General features: G+C 48.8%; 23 protein-coding genes and 1 pseudogene. 8 read left to right on the top strand and 16 right to left on the bottom strand.

What is annotated here, in order from left to right:
- The first annotated feature begins 205 nt into the window (after positions 1-205).
- The 4 genes from ACKLNH_RS14835 to ACKLNH_RS14820 are packed head-to-tail and all read left to right on the top strand — an operon-like array spanning position 206 to position 2,537.
- The gene (locus ACKLNH_RS14835; RefSeq protein ID WP_413113042.1) at positions 206-463 is read left to right on the top strand and encodes a BufA1 family periplasmic bufferin-type metallophore; all 258 of its coding nucleotides are present in this window, start codon (positions 206-208) and stop codon (positions 461-463) included.
- Positions 463-1,317, top strand: coding sequence for an MNIO family bufferin maturase (gene bufB / locus ACKLNH_RS14830; protein ID WP_413113041.1), 855 nt, complete (start codon positions 463-465; stop codon positions 1,315-1,317). The genes ACKLNH_RS14835 and bufB overlap by 1 nt, the downstream gene beginning before the upstream one ends.
- On the top strand, positions 1,310-2,086 hold the full coding sequence (locus tag ACKLNH_RS14825) for an HvfC/BufC N-terminal domain-containing protein (RefSeq protein ID WP_413113040.1): 777 nt from the start codon (positions 1,310-1,312) through the stop codon (positions 2,084-2,086). Before bufB ends, ACKLNH_RS14825 begins: the two co-directional genes overlap by 8 nt.
- Positions 2,067-2,537 (top strand): DoxX family protein, encoded by a 471-nt coding sequence (locus ACKLNH_RS14820; protein WP_413113039.1) that lies wholly within the window; start codon positions 2,067-2,069, stop codon positions 2,535-2,537. The genes ACKLNH_RS14825 and ACKLNH_RS14820 overlap by 20 nt, the downstream gene beginning before the upstream one ends.
- Positions 2,538-2,627: 90 nt before the next feature.
- Here ACKLNH_RS14820 and fre read toward each other — a convergent pair whose 3' ends face one another.
- The 6 genes and pseudogenes from fre to trxA all read right to left on the bottom strand — a co-directional run bounded on the left by fre (position 2,628) and on the right by trxA (position 8,129).
- On the bottom strand, positions 2,628-3,335 hold the full coding sequence (gene fre / locus ACKLNH_RS14815) for an NAD(P)H-flavin reductase (protein ID WP_413113038.1): 708 nt from the start codon (positions 3,333-3,335) through the stop codon (positions 2,628-2,630).
- Positions 3,336-3,343: 8 nt separating this feature from the next.
- Positions 3,344-3,607 carry a 2Fe-2S iron-sulfur cluster-binding protein gene (locus ACKLNH_RS14810; RefSeq protein ID WP_413113037.1) on the bottom strand — a complete coding sequence of 88 codons (264 nt, stop codon included), beginning with the start codon at positions 3,605-3,607 and terminating at the stop codon, positions 3,344-3,346.
- Between the two features lie 34 nt (positions 3,608-3,641).
- Positions 3,642-5,090: pseudogene (gene ubiD / locus ACKLNH_RS14805) on the bottom strand (4-hydroxy-3-polyprenylbenzoate decarboxylase); the annotation flags it as partial.
- A gap of 82 nt (positions 5,091-5,172) precedes the next feature.
- Entirely contained in the window at positions 5,173-6,183 is a 1,011-nt protein-coding gene (locus tag ACKLNH_RS14800) for a hypothetical protein (RefSeq protein ID WP_413113035.1), read from the bottom strand.
- A 149-nt stretch (positions 6,184-6,332) separates the two neighbouring features.
- Positions 6,333-7,592: a transcription termination factor Rho gene (gene rho, locus ACKLNH_RS14795; protein ID WP_413113034.1), complete on the bottom strand. Its 1,260-nt coding sequence runs from the start codon at positions 7,590-7,592 to the stop codon at positions 6,333-6,335.
- A 210-nt stretch (positions 7,593-7,802) separates the two neighbouring features.
- Entirely contained in the window at positions 7,803-8,129 is a 327-nt protein-coding gene (trxA, locus tag ACKLNH_RS14790; RefSeq protein WP_413113033.1) for a thioredoxin TrxA, read from the bottom strand.
- Between the two features lie 115 nt (positions 8,130-8,244).
- Between trxA and rhlB the strand changes: the two genes are divergently transcribed.
- Positions 8,245-9,555, top strand: a complete 1,311-nt coding sequence (gene rhlB / locus ACKLNH_RS14785; protein ID WP_413113032.1) for an ATP-dependent RNA helicase RhlB — start codon at positions 8,245-8,247, stop codon at positions 9,553-9,555.
- A 3-nt stretch (positions 9,556-9,558) separates the two neighbouring features.
- On the top strand, positions 9,559-11,040 hold the full coding sequence (gppA, locus tag ACKLNH_RS14780; protein WP_413113031.1) for a guanosine-5'-triphosphate,3'-diphosphate diphosphatase: 1,482 nt from the start codon (positions 9,559-9,561) through the stop codon (positions 11,038-11,040).
- Positions 11,041-11,113: 73 nt separating this feature from the next.
- Here the strand turns inward: gppA and hemB are convergent, their stop codons facing one another.
- From hemB to rmuC, 9 genes are all read right to left on the bottom strand, one after another.
- Entirely contained in the window at positions 11,114-12,157 is a 1,044-nt protein-coding gene (gene hemB / locus ACKLNH_RS14775) for a porphobilinogen synthase (protein WP_413113030.1), read from the bottom strand.
- A 61-nt stretch (positions 12,158-12,218) separates the two neighbouring features.
- Entirely contained in the window at positions 12,219-12,998 is a 780-nt protein-coding gene (gene tatD, locus ACKLNH_RS14770; protein WP_413113029.1) for a 3'-5' ssDNA/RNA exonuclease TatD, read from the bottom strand.
- 13 nt (positions 12,999-13,011) lie between these two features.
- Positions 13,012-13,749, bottom strand: coding sequence for a twin-arginine translocase subunit TatC (tatC, locus tag ACKLNH_RS14765; protein ID WP_413113028.1), 738 nt, complete (start codon positions 13,747-13,749; stop codon positions 13,012-13,014).
- A complete protein-coding gene (gene tatB, locus ACKLNH_RS14760) occupies positions 13,750-14,085 on the bottom strand; it encodes a Sec-independent protein translocase protein TatB (RefSeq protein WP_413113027.1) in 336 nt (111 codons plus the stop codon).
- 2 nt (positions 14,086-14,087) lie between these two features.
- Positions 14,088-14,333 carry a Sec-independent protein translocase subunit TatA gene (gene tatA / locus ACKLNH_RS14755; protein ID WP_413113026.1) on the bottom strand — a complete coding sequence of 82 codons (246 nt, stop codon included), beginning with the start codon at positions 14,331-14,333 and terminating at the stop codon, positions 14,088-14,090.
- A 16-nt stretch (positions 14,334-14,349) separates the two neighbouring features.
- Positions 14,350-15,996, bottom strand: a complete 1,647-nt coding sequence (ubiB, locus tag ACKLNH_RS14750; RefSeq protein ID WP_413113025.1) for a ubiquinone biosynthesis regulatory protein kinase UbiB — start codon at positions 15,994-15,996, stop codon at positions 14,350-14,352.
- Complete coding sequence (locus ACKLNH_RS14745; protein WP_413113024.1) at positions 15,996-16,625, bottom strand: ubiquinone biosynthesis accessory factor UbiJ; 630 nt, start codon at positions 16,623-16,625, stop codon at positions 15,996-15,998. Before ACKLNH_RS14745 ends, ubiB begins: the two co-directional genes overlap by 1 nt.
- A 7-nt stretch (positions 16,626-16,632) precedes the next feature.
- The gene (gene ubiE / locus ACKLNH_RS14740) at positions 16,633-17,400 is read right to left on the bottom strand and encodes a bifunctional demethylmenaquinone methyltransferase/2-methoxy-6-polyprenyl-1,4-benzoquinol methylase UbiE (protein ID WP_413113023.1); all 768 of its coding nucleotides are present in this window, start codon (positions 17,398-17,400) and stop codon (positions 16,633-16,635) included.
- 92 nt (positions 17,401-17,492) lie between these two features.
- A complete protein-coding gene (rmuC, locus tag ACKLNH_RS14735; RefSeq protein WP_413113022.1) occupies positions 17,493-18,971 on the bottom strand; it encodes a DNA recombination protein RmuC in 1,479 nt (492 codons plus the stop codon).
- Positions 18,972-19,135: 164 nt separating this feature from the next.
- Between rmuC and ACKLNH_RS14730 the strand changes: the two genes are divergently transcribed.
- Complete coding sequence (locus tag ACKLNH_RS14730; RefSeq protein WP_413113021.1) at positions 19,136-20,041, top strand: DMT family transporter; 906 nt, start codon at positions 19,136-19,138, stop codon at positions 20,039-20,041.
- Between the two features lie 85 nt (positions 20,042-20,126).
- On the opposite strand, the gene ACKLNH_RS14725 is transcribed toward ACKLNH_RS14730, so the two are convergent.
- A complete protein-coding gene (locus tag ACKLNH_RS14725; RefSeq protein ID WP_413113020.1) occupies positions 20,127-21,311 on the bottom strand; it encodes a multidrug effflux MFS transporter in 1,185 nt (394 codons plus the stop codon).
- A 101-nt stretch (positions 21,312-21,412) separates the two neighbouring features.
- On the opposite strand from ACKLNH_RS14725, the gene ACKLNH_RS14720 reads away from it, so the two are divergent.
- Positions 21,413-22,357 carry a LysR substrate-binding domain-containing protein gene (locus tag ACKLNH_RS14720; RefSeq protein WP_413113019.1) on the top strand — a complete coding sequence of 315 codons (945 nt, stop codon included), beginning with the start codon at positions 21,413-21,415 and terminating at the stop codon, positions 22,355-22,357.
- The last annotated feature ends 103 nt before the right edge of the window (positions 22,358-22,460 follow it).

Here is a 22,460-nt window from a genome sequence, read left to right as displayed (position 1 = left end):
TAAACGAAAGTATACCAGCCTCAACCCACCACGTCGCCCTACCTGAAATAAAAACCGACCATAAGAAACTGACTGCATTTCAATCAGCTGAGCTATGATTAAAAAAAAGTTATTGGTTTGTGAAATATTTCTCTGCACAACCCTTTCTTTTATACCGAGAGCGCAAAAGCGCCGAAAATAATCAGCTAAACCAAAAGGAAACGTTATGAAAAAATCTAACATTGCTCTAGCTACTGCTGTTACTGGTCTTATTGCTCTAGGGGCATCAACCTTCTCCGCCTCAGCGCTGGCGGCAGAAAAAGAGAAATGCTACGGGGTAGCAAAAGCTGGAAAAAATGATTGCGCGACCAAAACCAGTTCATGTGCCGGAACCTCAACAGAAGATGGTCAAGGCGATGCATTCATTATGGTGCCGAAAGGGCTATGTGATCGTCTCGCAGGCGGCAGCACTGAGTCTGAATAATGCGAGTAGGCCATTCTAATCACAGAGTGGGGGTTGGCTTACGTCACCCCCATTTTTTTGACCTCCAGCAGCAATTGCCCAGCATTGGGTGGCTTGAAATCCATAGCGAGAATTTCTTTAACCCACGCAGCGACGCAAGCATGCACCTTGCTCTGTTAGCTGAGCATTATCCTGTGAGCTGTCATGGTGTGGGACTCTCTCTCGGCTCAGTGGATAAGCTCAGTGCCACACATCTTGCGCAGCTAAAACGGCTCGTTGAACGGGTAAACCCCATCGCTGTCTCTGAGCACCTCAGCTGGAGTTCAATTAATGGGCAGCACTTTAACGACTTGCTTCCGCTGCCATATACCCATGAGGCGCTGTTGAATTTTTGCGCCAATGTCTCTCAAACCCAAGAGACATTGCAGCGGCGCCTATTGATCGAGAACCCATCTAGTTACCTCAGCTTTGCGCAAGGCGATTACACCGAATGGGAGTTTCTTAACGAAGTTCAACGCCGTACAGACTGTCACCTATTGCTGGATTTAAACAATATCTATGTCAGTGCCTTTAATCATGGCTTTGATGCGCACCATTACATGGATGCGATTGATCCTGCCGTGGTGAAAGAGATTCATTTAGCCGGCTTTACGGTAAAGGAGTTGCCAGAAGGCGAGCTGTGGATTGATACCCATAGCCAACCCGTGTCTGATCCCGTTTGGGCGTTATATCGGCGCTGGCTGCAACAGCACAGTGCCAAGCACGGCATACCGTTAACTTTAATTGAATGGGATTTGGATATTCCACCCTTGGCAACACTGTTGGGTGAAGCCCAAAAGGCACAAGCGATCATCGCCGAGGTCCATAATGGCTAAATCACTTCGACAACTGCAACAATCTTTCGCGCTAGCGCAGCATTATCAAGACCACCAGCTTGACGAGGACATTCAGGCTGGCACCTTCTCTGTGGAGCAGCGCCTGCAGGTCTATCGCAATAACTTCATCATTAGCTTAACTGAAGTGATGTCGGCCACCTATCCCGTTTGCGATGCTGTTGTCGGCACTGAGTGCTTTCAGCCATTGGCGCGACAACATGTTCTCACCCACCCATTATGTTGTGGTGACGTAAGTGACTACGGCGCGGGCTTTGCCGACACCTTAAAGCAATACCCTTCGATCATCGACACCGTCCCTTATCTACCTGATCTTGCCGCACTGGAATGGCACGTTGATCGCGTCAGTGCAGCAGGGGCAACGCAAGCACCGTTTCCCATTGAAGCCCTCAGCCAGTGGGTCGAATCTCACCAAGAAGCGGGCTTAGCCCGCATTATTCTGATCCCGCATGGTCAACTGTTTACCAGTTCCTATGCAGTGGGGACGCTGTGGCAAATGGCCAAGCAAGATGCCGTCGAGCCATTTGAATTAGCTCAAGATGAGGTGTGTTGGGTCCAATCACGCCAACAAGGTATTGAAGTATTAACACTTGATGAACCTAGCCATGGATTAATAATGCTAGCGCTAGCAAGAAAACCACTCGCGCAAGCCAGCGATGCCATGTTGGCGGTATTGCCTGAGCTCATACAAAAGCAGATTTTCTCAACTTATTCTCTAATGGAGGAGTCGCATGATCACCTTACTGAATAAAGCAAATCAACTAACGAAAACACTGACCACCCCACTGACCCCACTGCTACTGCTCTTCACACGTATCTGGGTCTCTATCGTGTTTTTCAAGTCAGGGATGGTGAAGTATTCTTCATGGGACAGTACGTTATATCTGTTTGAGTATGAGTATCAAGTGCCGCTGCTACCTTGGCAACTCGCCGCCTACCTCGGCACTGCAGCTGAACTTATTTTGCCGGTCTTTTTAGTATTAGGGTTGTTAACTCGCCCAATGGCATTGGCACTCTTTGCATTTAATGCCATCGCAGTGATCTCCTACCCCTTACTGTGGGAAAGAGGTTTCTATGATCATCAGCTGTGGGGAATGATGCTACTGATTAATGTCTTTTGGGGCGCAGGGTTAATTTCAATCGATCAGCTAATCCAGAAAATGACGAGCAATAGGCACACTGTTGAGGAGCTTAAAAGCTAATCCTCACCACTATCGTCAGAACATCAGCAATAATGCCCAGCATGCGATGGCTCGTAAATGAATAGGCGCGTGTCTAAATCCAATCGCTCGCTAGATAAAACTAAACGCGTCTGCATACATATGCGCTATCTGGGCCCCTTTTTCGGCGCTAAACCGCTCTCTGGCAGCGCCTGCCATCTCAAAGCGTCCGCAAAGATAAATATCATAGGCTTCCAGGCTAATAAAGTCATCGCTCACAACGTCCAACACATTACCCACTTTGCCGCTCCACGCCGCTGTTGCTTGTTCAACAATCGGCACATAACTGAGGTGCGAATGCTGCTGCGCCAATGCTTGCATTTCAGCATCAGCATACAGCTGCGCGAAATCACGCGCCCCCCAATAGACAAAAATTGGCTCTGTTCGTGGTCGTTGTAACAACTGCAGTAATATGCTGCGAACATAAGTAAATCCAGTCCCCCCAGCCACCAGCACTATCGGTCTGACACTCGACTCCCGCAGGTAGGCCTCTCCCTGTGGCAAACTAATGGCCACGCCGCCATCATTGGCTTTTTGAGTGGTCGCATACTCGACCACCTGCAAGGCCCAAGGGTTGGCGTCTGCTGCACCGATATGCAACTCAATGTCGGGATCTCCAGGACGGTTCGCAATCGAAAAAGGACGCTGATCCTGCTCTGATAGGCAAACTTGTATGTATTGCCCTGCTTTGAATGCCATTGGCTTGGGTGGCTGCAGCACGACTTTGTAAGTATGTGGCGCTAACGGAACAACGGCTTTTACTTTACACTCGATGGTCATTTTAACCTCTAATCTAACGCCAATATCAGATCGCTTTGCGGTATCGCAAGGCAACTAAAAATCCAGCCTTCGGCTTGTTCTTGCTCGGTCAACAGCGGCGGTAATGTATAGCGAACCTCTCCCTTTACCATCCGACACAAGCAAGCGCCACACGCGCCCACTTGGCAGCGATGAGGAAATGCGACCTCAGCATTGAATGCGGCATCCAACACCGTTTGCTGCCCCTCGGCATAAAAGGCCTGCTGTTGTGGCAAGAGCTGAATTTTGTACATTACGTCACTCCTTTGGCTCAAGGATAGCGAGCTCATCCCATAAGGCATCAACACGCGCAACCACATTAGGGTCTTGCTCAATGGGGGTGCCCCATTCACGCGCGGTCTCTCCTGGCCACTTATTTGTCGCGTCCATACCCATTTTAGAGCCTAGCCCAGCAACGGGTGAAGCAAAGTCCAATGAGTCTATCGGGGTATTTTCAACCAGTAAAGTATCACGAGCCGGATCCATACGGGTTGTAATGGCCCATATCACATCCTGCCAATCCCTTGCGTTGACATCATCATCACACACAATGACATACTTGGTGTACATAAATTGACGCAAAAACGACCACACTCCCATCATCACCCGCTTCGCATGCCCTGGGTACTGCTTCTTCATCGTCACCACTGCCATACGATACGAGCACCCTTCAGGTGGCAGGTAAAAATCGACAATTTCAGGAAACTGCTTACGTAGAATAGGGACAAACACTTCATTTAGTGCGACACCCAGTACAGCAGGCTCATCTGGCGGACGCCCTGTATAGGTGCTGTGATAGATAGGCTCACGCCGCATGGTGATATGGGTAATTGTCATGACATGGTGGCGTTCAACCTCATTGTAATAACCGGTGTGATCGCCATACGGCCCTTCGTCAGCAAATTCCGTCGGGTCAATATAGCCTTCCATGACAATTTCCGCACTGGCGGGCACATCAAGATCATTGGAGAGACTTTTCACCACCTCGGTTTTACTGCCGCGTAGCAAGCCAGCAAAAGCATATTCAGACAGGGTGTCTGGTACGGGGGTAACGGCGCCGAGAATGGTCGCTGGATCGGCACCAAAAGCCACACTAACGGGGAACGGCTCACCAGGATGAGTCTCCATCCAATCGCGCAGATCCAGCGCCCCACCACGATGTGCCAACCAGCGCATGATGATCTTATTCTTTGCAATCTTTTGTTGGCGATAAATACCAAGATTCTGCCGCTTTTTATTGGGCCCTTTGGTAATCGTCAATCCCCACGTGAGCAGAGGAGCAACATCACCAGGCCAACAAGACATCACTGGAATACGATCGAGATCAACCTCGTCATTCTGCCATACGATCTCTTGGCAAGGCGCTTTGCGTCGCCGTTTAACCGGCATGTTCATCACTTGCTTGAACAGCGGCAATTTATCGACCGCTTCACGGAACCCTTTCGGTGGCTCAGGCTCTTTAAGATAGGCTAACAATTCGCCCACTTCACGCAAGTCATGCACCGTTTGGCGTCCCATACCCATAGCAACACGTTCAGGGGTACCAAACAGGTTCGCCAACACTGGCATATCATAGCCTTTCGGGTTTTCGAACAGTAAAGCGGGGCCTTTCGCTCGTAAGGTACGATCGGCAATTTCGGTCATTTCATAGTGGGGATCTATCGGGTGAGATATCCGTTTCAATTCACCGCGCGACTCGAGGTACGCGATAAACTCTCGCAAGTCCTTAAATTTCATAGCCGTCCAATTTCACTCATTGAACCTGCATTATACGCTGTTGTCCCTCGCAACGAACAACAAATCATTGCGTTAACTCACATCATCGTGTTGCTGCTGATAAGGCTTGTTGCAAATGACGTGCACGCACCGCGCCATTATCGCCCGATGCCAACTCTTGTACCCAGTCTCGATAACCATGCAAGACAAGCTGGCTCGCCACCAAAGAGCCATCTTCGACTTCATCGAGCTTGGCAAGCAAAAAGTACTGAACTTCCAGTGGCATCGGCTGCAGGCGAGCCAAATGTTGAAACGCGCGATGCTTCAAGCTAGGGTTGCCTGTCGCTGCGATCAACTGCAATACGGTAGTGTCATCACTGATATTCGCCAAACGTTCTAACTCTGCAACAGAAAACGCATCGGTACGGCGTCGCCACAACAGATCATACAGCGCATCATTAGCGCTGTGCGCTGCCAGCGTGGCTATCACTGCATTATCTGCCAACCAAAGCAAGCGATCCCGCTTAGGGCCGAACTCGTCGACAAGCCGTGCCAAGGCTTCTTCGTTCAGTTCATGGGCGTGACTGATAAAAATATCACGGCGCGGATAATACTCCTGCAGCGGCACGTTGAGCCAATCGGTCAAGGTTAGTTCACCCTGATTGAAAGCTGCCATTGCCTCTAATGCCTCTTGCTGGCGATGATTTCCCATCACCACGCCATGCGCCAACATACTGTAATTAAATGCGGGCATTGCCATCAAATAACCTTGTCCACGCTGTTTAACTTGGTATTGAGGGCGCTCTGCAGCTAACGTGTGAAGCCACGTCAGTTGCGGTTCACTCAGTGTGGGTAAGGTGGCAGCGTATTCTACCAAGCGCAGTTTTAACGCTTCTTGGACGAGCGGTGAATATGTCGCAAGCTCTGTGGTAATACGTGAGGTATCAGACTGATTAAAGATAAAGCTCAATGCAATTTCAGTATCTGCCAATTGCTCATTATCGAGCACAGCATCCACTTGTTGCACCGACAGCATACGTGCTTGTGATACGCTACACAGCAGCAAGCTGACAAGCAGCACACACAATCTTTGTCGCAAAATCCTTTGCTGCATAGTGAGGCCCTGAACGGAAAAAACAAAAAGCGCCGGATAACCGACGCTTTTAGTATAGCGATTTTTACGCTGATGACGAATAGTAGCCCATTCGACGACACCCATTCATTCATGTCGGGTGTCGCACAACATGCCTACTCTCGACGCAATTATTGACGACGCATCGCATCGAAGAATTCATTGTTGGTTTTGCTCATTCCGAGCTTACCAATCAAGAATTCCATCGCATCGATTTCACCCATTGGGTGAACAATCTTACGCAAAATCCACATTTTCTGCAGTTCATCTTTGGCCGTTAGCAACTCTTCGCGACGTGTGCCAGAACGGTTAAAGTCAATGGCAGGGAAAACACGTTTTTCTGCAATCTTACGCGATAAGTGCAGTTCCATGTTACCGGTACCTTTGAACTCTTCATAGATCACTTCGTCCATTTTAGAGCCAGTATCAACCAGTGCAGTTGCGATGATAGTCAGGCTACCACCTTCTTCTACGTTACGGGCTGCACCAAAGAAGCGCTTTGGACGGTGTAGTGCGTGGGCATCGACACCACCGGTTAGTACCTTACCAGAAGAAGGTACAACGGTGTTATAAGCACGTGCTAGGCGCGTGATTGAGTCGAGAAGAATAACCACATCTTTCTTATGTTCAACCAAGCGCTTGGCTTTCTCAATCACCATTTCTGCCACTTGTACGTGACGGTTTGCTGGCTCATCAAAAGTCGAGGCAATAACTTCGCCTTTAACAAGGCGTTGCATTTCGGTGACTTCTTCTGGACGCTCATCGATCAACAAGACCATCAGTTCACAATCAGGGTGATTAAACGAGATGCTCTGTGCGATGTTTTGCAGCAACATGGTTTTACCCGCTTTCGGCGGCGCCACGATCAAGCCACGCTGGCCTTTACCAATCGGCGAAGCCAAATCCAAAATACGAGCCGTAATGTCTTCTGTTGAACCGTTACCGCGTTCCATGATCATGCGCTCATTGGCATGCAATGGGGTTAGGTTCTCAAACAAGATTTTGTTACGCGCGTTATCTGGGCGGTCATGGTTAACTTGGTTAACTTTTAGCAGGGCAAAGTAGCGCTCGCCATCTTTCGGTGGACGAATTTTACCTGAGATAGTATCACCCGTACGCAAGTTGAAACGGCGAATCTGGCTTGGCGAAACGTAAATATCGTCTGGGCCAGCTAGATATGAGCTATCTGCGCTACGAAGGAAACCAAATCCGTCTTGGAGGATTTCGAGAACCCCGTCGCCAAAAATGTCTTCACCGCTTTTTGCATGTTGTTTGAGGATAGCGAAAATAATGTCTTGCTTGCGAAGACGTGCCAGATTTTCTAATCCCATGCCTTCGCCAAGCGTTACTAGCTCAGAGACAGGACGGCTCTTTAGTTCTGTAAGATTCATATTGGTGGGTTTCTTGTTTGTCAAAATCGGGGTTCTGTGCAATCTAAAATGGATTGGTGACCGTTGGAACTGGTCAAGGTATGAACAATAGTATAATTTACGTGCAATAACTTAGCACTAAAGTTAATGCGCGTCTAGCAAAGAAAGAGTAACAAACCGTGGAATAAGGACTTTTTTCAAGACTTAATACACGGTTTGCCGCCCAGGTGGTTACAAATTAGCGTCAAGGAACTCTTTTAGCTGAGTCTTTGATAATGCACCCACTTTGGTTGCCGCAACTGCACCATCCTTGAACAGTAGTAGTGTTGGGATACCACGAATACCGAACTTAGGTGGTGTTGCTGAATTATTATCAATATTAAGTTTACCGATGGTCAGTTTGCCATCGTATTCTTCAGCAATTTCATCAAGAATCGGGGCAATCATTTTGCAAGGACCACACCATTCAGCCCAAAAATCTACAAGGACAGGGCCAGCAGCATTTATAACATCACTATCAAAGCTATCGTCACTTAACTGCACTATCTTGTCGCTCATCTTCCACTCCATGAGGTTGACATAAGAGTGCTGATTTTAACAAACCAGCAAAAACGATACTCTATTTGAATTGATTCAGTTTCGTATTGCAACCCTAAGCTGATATTCTATACGCATGAAAACGACCCACATCACAGAGCAAAAATTTGCCGACTTCGGTTTAGAGCCGAAAGTTATACAAGGTTTAGAGTCCAAAGGGTTCACCCATTGCACTCCAATTCAAGCCTTGGCATTGCCAGTCGTGCTCGCTGGCCAAGACATTGCAGGACAAGCGCAAACCGGTACAGGAAAGACCATTGCGTTCCTCGCTGCTACTTTTAACCATTTGATAATAACGGAGAAACCAGAGGATCACCGTCAAAATCAACCTCGGGCAATTATCCTAGCTCCAACCCGAGAACTGGCTATTCAGATCTACAATGATGCTAAACCTCTCATAGAAAGCACTGGCTTAACCGCAGGTCTTGCATATGGTGGTGAGGCGTATGAGAAACAAGAGCAACGTCTAAAAGACGGCGTCGATATTCTGATCGGCACCTGTGGTCGCATCATCGATTTTTATAAGCGCGGTGTGATCGATCTACGAAATATTCAAGCTGTTGTGCTCGATGAAGCCGATCGTATGTTCGATTTGGGCTTTATTAAAGACATTCGCTTTTTATTCCGTCGCATGCCAGCACCGGAAAAACGCCGCAACATGTTGTTCTCTGCCACGCTGTCTTACCGTGTCAAAGAACTCGCTTTTGAGCACATGAATAGCCCAGAAAGCGTTGTGGTTGAACCTACGCAAAAAACCGGACATCGCATCCAAGAAGAACTATTCCAGCCTTCTAATGATGAAAAAATGGCCTTGTTACAAACGTTGATCGAACAAGATTGGCCTGAGCGTGCGATTATTTTTGCCAATACCAAATACCGTTGTGAAGATATTTGGGGTCACCTTGCTGCCGATGAACACCGCGTTGGTCTTTTAACTGGCGATGTACCGCAGAAAAAGCGTGAACGCATCCTTAAAGAGTTTACTGAAGGGCGTGTTGATATCTTGGTCGCTACCGATGTTGCTGCTCGTGGTCTGCATATTCCTCAGGTAACGCACGTCTTTAACTACGACTTGCCTGATGACGCAGAAGACTATGTTCACCGCATTGGCCGTACCGGTCGTGCCGGCGCTAGCGGTCATTCCATCAGTTTTGCTTGTGAAGAGTATGCTATCAATCTACCCGCGATTGAAAGCTACATTGAACACAGCATTCCACTGACCAACTACAACTCTGCCGCTCTGCTGACAGATCTACCAGCGCCACTGCGTCTAGAGCGTAAAGAACGTTTTAACAGTAGTACTAAGCGCAGAACGGGTTCCCAGCAACGTCAGGGACAACCACACCGTTCACGCCCTCGCCGTCGACCTACGACTAAGCAGGGTTAACCTATGACGACAACCGTATCTCCCATTTATGCTGCTATTGACTTAGGCTCAAACAGTTTTCACATGTGGTTAATCCGCAATAATGCTGGCAGTGTCCAAACGCTAGCAAAAGTTAAACGCAAAGTTCGTTTAGCCGCAGGATTAGATAACCAATTACGCTTAAGTCACGAAGCGATGCAACGCGGCTGGGACTGTTTAGCGCTATTTGCTGAACGTCTGCAAGATATTAAACCTGCCCATATTCGTATCGTGGGTACAGCAGCCCTCCGCCGAGCAGTGAATCGAGATGACTTTCTCGTTCAAGCAGAGAAGATTTTGGGGCATGCGGTTGAAATCATTCCGGGTGAAGAAGAAGCTCGAATTATCTACCAAGGTGTAGCGCATACATCTGGTGGCTGTGGTCGTCGCTTAGTGGTTGATATTGGCGGCGCTAGCACCGAGTTAATTATCGGTAGCCAATTCGATGCCATCGCACTACAGAGTCTCCATATGGGCTGCGTAACTTGGCTTGAGCAGTACTTCTCTGATCGCTGCCTGTCTGCTGATAACTTCGCGCAAGCAATTCAGGCTGCGAAAGCTGTTCTAGCCCCTATGCGTGAACAATATGCACAATTAGGCTGGGATGTCTGTGTCGGAGCCAGCGGCACAGTACAAGCCCTGCAAGAGATCATGCTCGCGCAGGGAATGAGTGAAGTCATCACCTTGAAAAAACTCAAACGCCTGCAAAAGCAAGCCATGAACTATGAGCAGCTTGAAGACCTCGATATTGCCGGCTTAACACTAGAACGTGCATTGGTGTTCCCCAGTGGTCTATCGATCCTAATCGCGATTTTTGAGAGCTTTGAGATCGACGCAATGACACTGGCTGGCGGCGCATTAAGGGAAGGGTTGGCTTACGATATGATCGACGGCTTACGCCAAGAAAATATCTCCCAACGCACACTGAGCAGTATCCAGACACGCTTTCAGCTGGATAAAACACAAGCACAGCTGGTTAATCAAGTCGCCAATGAGCTCCTCGCACAACTGCAGACTTCGCACGCCAGGGAGATCTCGCCATTATTGCACGCCGCGTGTGCACTGCATGAAATCGGTATTAGCCTTGGCTTTAAGCAAGCTTGCGAACACAGTGCCTATTTGCTCCACAATATCGAGCTGCCGGGCTATACACGTGCCCAGTCACAGTTGTTAGCCGATATCGTCAAGTACAGCATGGGCCCGCTACCGCACCAGTTACAGCAACAGGCCATCAATGATGAAGCTGCGCAAGTGTTATTGCGCATTATTCGTCTGGCGATTGTACTATGCCATCGCCGCCAACCTAGCGCCTTGCTGGTGACAAAACTACACCAAGCAGCGGAGTCATGGCAGTTAATCCTACCATCTCAGTGGCAAGTACAACATCCGTTGCTCGCCTCACTTCTGCATGAAGAGGCGCACCGCCAAAGTGATGCCGGAATGTGTTTGACCCTTGAAGGCGAATAGATATATCTGCGGCATCAACCGCAAAAAGGCTTGCCATGGGCAAGCCTTTTTCTTTTCCGTTAGGTAACCACACTTACTCGCGACGTAAGTGGGTGGCAGCTTCTGCCTGCTCCTCAGCTAACCACTCCGCCACATCTTTGGCAAAGTAGGTCAAAATACCGTCGGCACCGGCTCGCTTAAAGCACAGCAGCGACTCCAGCACGCACTCGCGCTCTTTTAGCCAACCGTTAGCAATCGCCGCTTTATGCATCGCATACTCACCACTCACTTGATAAGCAAATGTCGGTACGTGTAACTCGCTCTTCACGCGGCGCACAATATCGAGATAAGGCATGCCGGGCTTAACCATCACCATATCCGCCCCTTCATTGATGTCCATCGCGACCTCCCGCAACGCTTCATCACTATTGGCCGGATCCATCTGATAAGTCTTTTTATCCGCGCCCTTCAAGTTAGCGGCAGAGCCGACGGCATCGCGGAATGGGCCATAATAGTTCGACGCATATTTAGCGGAGTACGCCATAATCTGGGTATTTATAAACCCGGCTGCCTCTAGCGCTTGGCGAATCGCCCCCACTCGTCCATCCATCATGTCAGATGGCGCGACAATGTCAGCGCCCGCCTCAGCATGGGACAACGCTTGTTTCACTAAGAGTCGGGTTGTTTCCTCATTTAGCACATACCCCTGCTCATCGATGATTCCATCTTGACCATGGACGGTGAATGGGTCCAGTGCGATATCGGTGATCACCCCGAGCTGCGGAACATGCTCTTTTAATAAACGTACGGCACGTTGCACTAAACCTTCTGGATTAAACGCCTCAGAGGCACAATTTGATTTAACCTCTTGGCTAATAACGGGAAACAGTGCGATAGCAGGCACACCTAATGCAGCAAGGTAATCCGCTTCTTGTAGCATAAGGTCAATCGACAAACGCTCAATGCCGGGCATCGACTCAATGGTTTCACGGCGATTTTTACCCATTACAATAAACATAGGGTAAATAAGATCACTGCTTTGCAGCGCACTCTCCGCGATTAAGCGACGGCTAAATTCGAACTTTCGTATGCGACGCGGACGATGAGCAGGAAAGCTCGGGTTGATAGAGGTAGTCACAATTCACTTCCTTGATTAATACGAATAACGCAACAACGCGCGTGATAAGCAGGGCTCACCATTACAAATTAAAAAACGCTCGGCTGTTCAGAGTTACCTGTGCTTGCAACACATCGGGGTCATCACCACGGCACTGGGCCACGGTGTTTAAAATATGCGGTAGATAACACGGTTCATTACGGCTGGATTTTGGTTTCGGGCGAATATCTCGAGGAAGCAAATAGGGGCTGTCTGTTTCGATCATCAAGCGATTAGCTGGAATATGCTGCACGAGTTCTCGCAACTCAGTACCTCGACGCTCGTCACATACCCAGCCCGTTACCCCGATATACAGGTCCAGAGCAAGGCAAGCTTCAAGTTCTGCTCGGTTTCCGGTAAAGCAATGCAATACCGCAGCAGGAAGCTGTTTTCGCCATGGCGACAACAAGGCAGTAAATCGCTCAAAAGCATCACGACAGTGCATAAAAACCGGCATGCTCATTTCAGCCGCTAACGCAAGTTGAGCATCAAAGACGGCTTCTTGTTGTGGTCGTGGTGAAAAATCGCGATTAAAATCCAATCCGCACTCGCCAATCGCCTTCACCTGCGGTAGCTGGGCTAAGTCACGGATTTGCGGCAACGCCAAATCAGACACCGATTTTGCGTCATGCGGATGCACACCCGCCGTACTCACGCAAATATCCGGCCACAATGTAGAGAGCTGTGCTGCATCCAAACTCTCTACGATATTGGTCCCGGTAATCACCAAGTGCTCAACACCCGCTTGCAGTGCACGAGAAATAACCTCCGAGCGATCTTTATCAAACCGGGAGTTCGTTAAGTTCACACCTATATCAATCATGCCCTACTCGCCTCTATGATGGCTGCTCGTCGTCCTTTGGCAAATAGAATCGAGAAACAAACAGCCCTAACTCAAATAGTATACATATCGGAATGGCCAATAATGTTTGCGATATCATATCTGGCGGCGTTAACAACATTCCGACGACAAAGCTGGCAACAATAATATAAGGCCGCTTGCTCGCTAGGGTTTGCGGATCAGTTGCTCCCGTCCAACACAGTAAAATAATCGCAATCGGTACTTCAAACGCCACACCAAAGGCAAAAAAGATAGCCAGAACAAAATCGAGATAACTGGCGATATCGGTGGCCATTTGCACCCCTTCCGGTGTCGTCGCAGTAAAAAAACTGAACACCAACGGAAAGACAACATAGTAGGCAAACGCAACCCCAGCATAAAAGAGCAATGAGCTCGATATCAGCAACGGATTAACCAATTTTTTCTCGTGCTGATACAAGCCGGGAGCCACAAATGCCCACACTTGATACAAAATAACGGGAACAGCGAGGAACACCGAGACAACCAAGGTTAACTTTAATGGCGTAAAAAAGGGGGAAGCGACATCCGTCGCGATCATGGTTGCCCCTTCAGGCAAGCGAGCGATCAGCGGGGCCGATAGAAAGGCATAAATATCGTTCGCAAACCATACCAAACCTAAAAAAAACACCATCACGGCACTGAGTGCACGCAGCAAACGTCCACGCAACTCGACCAAGTGCTGGATTAATGGCTGAGAATCATCCACTGACATCTATTTTTTTTCCTGATTACTGTGCTTTATCTGTTCAGACGCATCCTGAAACGGGCGCTGCACATCTTTTGCAGCTTGTTTGAGCTCATCCACCGACTCCTGCAACTCAGGTGACAAGTTTTGCATGCTCATTTTCTCGGCCTTTTTCAGGTTTTCCTGTAACTCCTGAATTTTTAGCTCCTGCTCTAGCTCCGTGCGTACTGACGTCGCCATTGAACGTGCTGCCTGTACCCAACGCGAAACATTGCGTATGGCCACGGGCAGACGCTCAGGCCCTAACACAACCAGGCCAACCAGCGAGATCAGGATTAGTTCCCAAAACCCGATATCAAACACGATTAAACCTGCTCTTTATCGTTCTTCTTCACCGACTCAGCCTGCTGGGTTGGCTTCTCATCTATCGCTTGTTGTTCAGCGTTGTCATTAAAGTCGGCATCTTTAGTTTTATCGTCCTCCATGGCATTTTTGAACCCTTTGATGGCCGATCCTAAATCACCACCCAAGCCACGTAACTTCTTAGTACCAAATAACAACACAATAATTAGTGCAATAATAAGAAGCTGCCAAATACTGATTCCACCCATGGAATATCCCTCTAATTTAATTCAATTCATTGCGGCGTAGTGTTCGCCATCCAAGCCACCACAGCAAAATACCAAGTCCTGCTGCCGCTCCTGACATATTATCTATATTATGGCTATAAAACCATGCTGCACACAGCAAGAATGTCGTTCCCATACCAAATTGATACCTTGCACGACTAACCTGCTGCTTTTTCTCAGCAAAATCTTGATATAACCGCTCTATCTTTTTGTTCATTACCTTAGCTTGCTGTAAGTTTTCATACAGTAACTCCGGCAATTCTGGCAACTTTTCAGCCCAAAATGGCGCTTTCTCTTTTAGCGCTTCAATCACCGCTAATGGCCCGACTTGTCGTGCCATCCATGACTCTAAATAGGGCTTAGCCGTATCCCATAAATCCAACTGCGGATAAAGCTGGCGACCTAAACCTTCAACATACAGTAGCGTTTTTTGTAATAGCACGAGTTGCGGTTGCACTTCCATATTAAAGCGTCGCGCCGTATTAAACAGATTGAGTAGCACATGCCCAAATGAGATTTCACACAGTGGCTTAGCAAAAATGGGTTCGCACACGGTACGGATCGCAAATTCAAACTCATCCACATTGGTATCGACGGGTACCCAGCCAGAATCGACATGCAATTCAGCCACTTTGCGGTAATCGCGGTTAAAGAACGCCAAGAAATTTTCGGCTAGATAACGTTTATCTTCACGATTCAACACCCCAACGATACCGCAATCTAACCCTATCCATTGCGGGTCCTGTGGATTGTCATACGAGACAAAGACATTGCCAGGGTGCATATCGGCATGGAAAAAGCTGTCACGAAAAACTTGCGTAAAGAAAACTTCAACGCCACGCTCAGCCAGTAGCTTCATGTCGGTGCCGTTGGCTTTGAGCGCTTCGATATCAGAGACCTGAATACCATAAATGCGTTCCGAGACCAGCAAGTGCTCAGAGCAATACTCTGTGATCACTTCAGGAACATACAAGATGCGCTCGCCGTCAAAGTTGCGCCGCAACTGAATGGCATTTGCTGCCTCACGCATAAGGTTCAGTTCGTCGAGCAGGGTCTTTTCATATTCCGCGACAACTTCAACAGGACGTAATCGGCGCGCGTCGGGCAACCAACGCGCCACCATACGTGCCATTCGATACATCAATTTTATGTCGACCTGAATCACCGGCAAAATATCCGGACGAATGATTTTTAGTACCACCTCTCGGCCTGTCTGCTTCAGCGTCGCGGTATGTACTTGGGCCACAGATGCTGAGGCCAATGGTGTTAGGTCGAAATCATCAAACCACGTCTCAACCGGCCCACCGAGAGCGGCCTCTATGCGCGCTTTGGCCAAGCCACCATCAAACGGCGCCACCTGATCTTGCAGTAACGCTAGAGGGTCGGCGATATGCGGTGGAAACAGATCTCGCCGGGTTGACATCATCTGCCCAAACTTAATCCAAACTGGCCCCAATGTTTGCAGTGCTAAGCGTAAGCGTTCGCCGAGCGGCAAGTTAGCATGCTGGTTTCGCACCCAAAACAGCCCTCGCCGCCACCAGCGCGCCCTCTCGGCTTGAGGAATATCCGCCAGTAGATCGTCTAACCCATAGCTCAGTAACACCTGTTGAATATGGTAGAGCCGTTGTAATTCCTTTGCAGTCATCACGACTCTCCTTTCTGGACGCAGAGCCTTTCTAGACGCACTTCAAGCTGGGCGAGGGCGCTGCGTAAGTCATCGACTTGATCGCAAAAATGCATAACCTCAAGTGGGCCAGGGGCTAAACGCCACTCCTCAGTGATAACTTCAGCGATGTGTCGCTGCTGCTCCCCATGCCAGCGCTTTAACGCTTGCACACGACGCTGACCACCTGAAACCAGTAAGTGCGCTAGCACGTCCCCGCTATATTGTGATAACCACTCTTCCCAGTCAGGCTTCAGCAATTGAAGTAGCTCGGCAAATTGTTGAGCAAGGGCAAGATCGCCATGTACATCCAACTGCCCTTGCTTAATCAATTGAGTAATACGCGCTTGCTGCTGCAATTGTGGTAACACAGCGAGATCAAGCAATAAGTGGCAGTCTGGTTCGCCTTCATACTCACCGAGCACATCAATTTGCTGACTAAAGACGAAGGTCAGCGTCAGGGATAACTCATTCAAGGTGATCTGCAGAACACGTCCCCGCAAGCGGCGCAACACAGGGTCGCTCGCTTCGGTAGCAAGGTGATTCAGTGCACTCTCTAGACTCGCACACAACAACACTTTTATTGGGGTAGGTAACGACAGTGTCTTCATCGCCACCTCAAAATTTATAACCACGATGCAGAGCGACAATACCGCCCGTCAAGTTATAGTAATTGGTATGCTCAAAGCCTGCGTTTTGCATCATCCGCTCAAGCGTCGCTTGATCAGGGTGCATGCGTATCGATTCAGCCAAATACCGGTAGCTCTCGCTATCGTTGGCAATCAGTTGACCCATTTTGGGTAAGAGGTGAAAAGAGTAAGCATCATAAACCTTGGATAAGGGCTCCAGTAGCGGCTTAGAGAACTCCAACACTAATAAGCGTCCACCAGGCTTAAGCACTCGAAACATCGAGCGCAATGCTTTGTCTTTGTCCGTCACATTGCGCAGACAAAAGCTAATCGTAATGCAATCGAAATAATCATCTGGGAAGGGAAGAGATTCTGCATTGGCCTGTACGTATTCAACGTTGCCTACAATGCCCGTATCACGCAACTTACTGCGCCCCACTTGAAGCATGGAGTCGTTAATATCGGCCAAAACGACCTGACCCCGCTCCCCCACTATGCGTGAAAATTTGGCAGTCAGATCCCCCGTACCACCACCGAGATCGAGAATGCGTTGCCCAGGCCTAACACCGCTACAATCAATGGTGAAGCGCTTCCAAGCGCGATGAATGCCGCCTGACATCAGATCATTCATAATGTCATATTTCGCAGCGACTGAATGAAAAACTTCAGCGACCTTGTTCGCTTTCTCTTCCTTGGCTATGGTTTTGAAACCAAAGTGCGTCGTTTCCTGCTCTGTCCGATGAGATGTATCAACCATGTTAACTCCTCTTAACAATAGAGCCATCTTACTCGATTGTGTTACAGAGCTCTATTCAATTAGGTCGGTTTTTCCATCTCTGTACTAAGCGTCTAGATCGACTCACTGTCTTCACTTTCAGCAACCAACTGAGGACTAATGTTGCGTTTAACTTCAACGCCAAGGGCCTTAAAGCCTTCCGCCTGGCGAATCAAGTTACCACGCCCAACCACCAGCTTGTTCATTGCGCCTCGATAACCTTGCGTCGCACGATCTAGGCTCTGCCCTACCTGCTCCATATCATCAACAAAAAGACGGAGTTTGTCGTACAGCTTGGCAGCCCGATCGGCGATCTGTTTGGCGTTTTGGTTCTGATTTTCGTAGCGCCATAGGTTGGCGATGGTTCGCAGTGCCACCATCAAGGTGGTTGGGCTAACCAACATAATATTATGCTCCATCGCCTCGCTAACCAATGCAGGCTCGGCCGCCACTGCCACTTGAAAGGCCGGTTCAACAGGCACAAACATCAAGACGTAATCGAGCGAGCGAATGCCTTGCAGTTGCTGATAGTCTTTTTTACTGAGTCCACGCATGTGGCCACGCAATGAAGCAACATGTTCACTCAACGCCAACTCTTGTTCAGCGAACGTATCGGCATTGTAATAACGTTCATACGCCACCAGTGACATTTTGGCATCCACGACTACTTGTTTCTCTTGGGGTAAATTGACAATTACATCCGGTTGATAGCGCTTGCCGTCAACACTGGTCAAGCTGGTTTGGGTGGTAAACTCGTAGCCTTCACGCAGGCCACAGCTCTCCAGCACCTTGGCTAACACCACTTCCCCCCAATTACCCTGTGCTTTGTTATCCCCTTTTAACGCTTGGGTCAGGTTAATGGCTTCTTGCGCCATCTGCTCATTCAGTTTCTTGAGGTTATTGATTTCATGCACTAAGGTATGACGCTCTTGCGCTTCACGACCAAAGCTATCGTCTACCTGCTTACGGAACCCTTCCAGTTGACTCTTCAGTGGCCCAAGCAGCCCTTCGAGGCTAAGTTTATTCTGTTCATCGACACTGCGCGATTTTTGCTCAAAGAGTTGATTGGCCAATGCCTCAAATTGCTCGCGCATGCGTTGCTCGGCATTTTCGAGCAAGTGCAGTTTTTCCTGCATCGCTTTATGCTCTTCACTGTGCCGCGCTTCTTGTTCACGCAAATCCGCTTCCAATCCGGCATTCGCGGAGCGCGCATTATCCAACTGATCGTGATAGTGCTGGCGCTCTTGTTTAATGCTCTCCAGTTGGCGTAACTTTTCTGCAGCACTGGCCAAGCGAGCGTGCATTTGGCGTAATTCGCCATTGAGCCGATCGGCAACCACATCCATCTCATCCAGCTCGGTTTGACGTGCCAGCAACTGAGCCTGCAATTGACTGCGACGCTCATCACCCAGCGCCTGGGCAGCATTTCGCTCTTGCTTTAATAACGCCTCGCGCTGACGGGCACGATTATTTACAATCCATGCCGCGACAGCCCCTGTAAATGCACTGCTGGCAGCCATTGCTACCCAAGTCTCTAGCGTGAACGGGATCATCTCTATCTCTCTGATACAACCAATCTGATAAGGCTAAGTGAGCACTGGATGAATGTCCAGTCATAAACCTTTTACTTGTCAATGCGTTGCCTTTCTTTTGGCACAACGTTGCTTTATCGGCATAATCATCAACTAACTTTATTGCCCCGATGGAACGACATATTGTGAAAAATGAAAAGCTGGCGCTGATATATGGCCTTAGTGCGGTGCTGTTATGGTCAACCGTGGCCACGGCGTTCAAAATAACCTTGAGTTATTTCACCCCCATTGCGATGTTGGCCGTCGCCAGCGTGGTCTCGACGCTAGCCCTTTTGCTGATTGCGAAAGTACAAGGCAAGCTCAATCAACTTCGTTCTACCTTCTCAAGCAAGCCGGGTTACTACCTACTGTTAGGCTTAGTGAATCCGTTTATCTACTACATTGTTTTGTTTGAAGCATACGAACGATTACCCGCTTCGCAAGCGCAACCCATCAATTACAGCTGGGCGATCACCCTCACGTTAATGGCGGCACTCTTTTTAGGGCAAAAAATTCGCCGCCAGGATTGGATGGCTTGTGCGCTGGGCTACATCGGTGTATTGGTGATAGCAACACAAGGCAACCTCTTTAGCATGGCCTTTGATAGCCCCAGCGGCGTCGCATTGGCAATCCTCTCAACCCTGTTGTGGGCAACATATTGGATCTTAAATGCCAAAAACGATGCCGACCCAGTGTTGGGGGTGTTGTTGAGCTTTTTACTCTCGCTGCCTTTCTCAATCTCACTTTGCATATGGCAAGGCGGATTACCTGCGGTGCCATGGCAAGGCTGGGCCGCAGTTAGCTATGTGGGCTTGTTTGAAATGGGCATCACCTTTGTCTTATGGCTCAATGCCTTAAAGTACACTGCCAATACCGCCCGGATCAGCAATCTCATTTTTGTCTCCCCTTTTATCTCACTGTTACTGCTGGCGACGATAATTGGTGAAGCCATTCACCCTTCTACGCTGGTTGGGTTAATCCTAATTGTGGCTGGTCTGCTCATTCAACAATGGCGACCTCGCAAGAGCACGATGAAAAAGCACGCCTCTTAATGCATTGCGCTGAGTAATAGATAAAAAAATGACCCGCTAAAAGCGGGTCATGCCTCATCGAGCAGCACAAATCTGAGTGTATGATTTAATTTTGACTCGCTGGATGCCAACGCTGACCTGCAGGTAGCATCAGCAACAACAACGCTGGGACCATAAGAAACATGTGGATAACCAAAAGCTGCGGCGCATTGAGATCTAAACGCTGCAAGCCCCCCACCAAGACACCAGCCCCTGTCATTTGAAGCAGCCCTAACAGTGCCGCGGCCGTTCCCGCTTTATCACCAAATGGCGCTAACGCTTTACCTGCACTTGCGCCCAGTACAATGGCAAAGCCTACCGAGTTGATGAAAATAGGCAACATAAACCACCATGGTGTCACGCCCCCGTTCAACATTAAAAATCCGCCAGAGATTATGAGCATAAGCCCAATGTAGAGTGCCTTTCGTGTTCCGAAGCGGTCCATTAAAACAGGCGCAACAATGAACCCTCCTAAGATATTCAACGCCGCATTAATACCAAACCAACCGGTGAAGGCTTCCATACTGATGCCTAATTCATTCATTAACCACATTGGCGCCGTGGTCACATAGGCCAGAATCACTGCCATGGCTAATAAGCACAAGGTCGCGTTAAACAAAAACTGACCATGACTCAAAACGCTACGGTATCGCGACCAGCTAAACAGCACCGACGGAGATGACGACGGTGGCCGAGTTTCAGGAAAGCCAAAGCCAGTAATGAATAGGCCTAGCACTGCAAATCCTGCCATAAACGTAAAGTTGCTGCGCCAGCCATATTGTATGGTGAGATAACTACCTAGAATTGGAGCAAGGGCTGGAATAAAGCAGATGGCTCCATTAAGGTAACTAATCATCTTACCGCTTTTTTCGGGACCAAAGCTGTCTCGTACACACGCAAAGGCCGCGACCGAGGTGGCACAAGCAGCAATGCCTTGCAATAAGCGCGCAATCAATAAACCATCGAGCTGCTCAGCTTGATACGCCATCAATGAACTCACTCCATAAAGCGCAATACCAAATAACGCTATCGGGCGACGTCCGAAACGATCGGCCAATGGGCCAGCCACTAGCTGCCCCAAACCAAAACTGAGCATAAACCAGGTTACCGTATCTTGAACACGAACCTCAGACACTTGAAACTCGTTCGCCATCGCGGGCAATGCTGGCAGGTAGATATCAATGGCTAATGGACTAAATAGCACCAAGAAAAACAGAAACAACATCGTACGTTGTGGTGAGTGATGGACCATAAATCCCCCTTCCTTGTAAATTTATCGCTAGTGTAGAGATGAGGCGTTATGATTGAAAATGGTTTATAGTCACAAATGTTTTTACCCATAGGAATATCACTATGCCCTTAAAGACACTTCTGCGCGTCGACCTCAATCTTTTAATCTGCTTGCATGTCCTTTTAGAAGAGCAAAGTGTTACTCGTACAGCCAGTCGACTTCATCTCAGTCAATCCGCTGTCAGTAAGAACCTCGCTAAGCTGCGCGAGTGGTTCGACGATCCCCTGTTCTCTCGAACCTCTCACGGCCTACAGCCCACCTTTCGGGCTCGCCACATGCAAGGGGCATTACAGGGCATATTGGGGGATATCGACAAGTTAACTCAACCACCACAGTTTGATCCCAAATTAAGCTCGCGGCACTACAAAATGGCACTGGTCGAAAGTATCTACCCTCTGGCGCTACCGCACTTTATTAGTGACATGTTCAGCTTAGGCCCACAATTGACTCTCGATACTGAGCAATGGGGTAAACAGTCATTTCAAAAGATCCTGAATGGAGAGGTTGATTTTGGGATTACGGGTAAGGACATTCACCCAAGCGATGCAAAATTAACCATGCTTCCACCACAAGGCATTGCTTCACATGAACTGTATCGAGATCACCAGTGTTGTTTAGTTCGCCCCGACCACCCGGCGTTAAAAAAGCACTGGGACTTAGAAGCTTACCTTGATCAACGCCATGTTCAGGCGCGTTGCGGTGTCGATGGCAATGATCGTTGGTTGCTCGACTTTAAGCTGGCTGAGCAAGACAAGTATCGTGATATCGCCATTTGTGTCGCGGATTTTAATAGTGCCGCCTCCATCGCCACACACACTGATCTGGTCTTTACCTCACCCAGCCACTTTGGTGCCTTGATCGCCAAACAACTCAACTTGGTGATATTGCCATTGCCTTACCCACTGCCACCAATGGCCTATACGCTGTTTTGGGGCCAAGACCAAGAATCTGACCCGGCTCACTGCTGGTTGCGCTCTCTGATTATAGAGCGATGCAAGCATCTTTAATGACAATGACCAAGACACAGCTATAAACATCACAAGCGATCGGCGCATCTCAAGCTAAACGTTTGCACCCACAGAACAAACGCGCTAGCTTTAACGCTGTCGT

Origin of the sequence: Thaumasiovibrio clandestinus, from assembly GCF_047250365.1 — a bacterium.
Classification (GTDB): domain Bacteria; phylum Pseudomonadota; class Gammaproteobacteria; order Enterobacterales; family Vibrionaceae; genus Thaumasiovibrio.
This window is presented reverse-complemented; position numbering and strand designations above follow the sequence as displayed.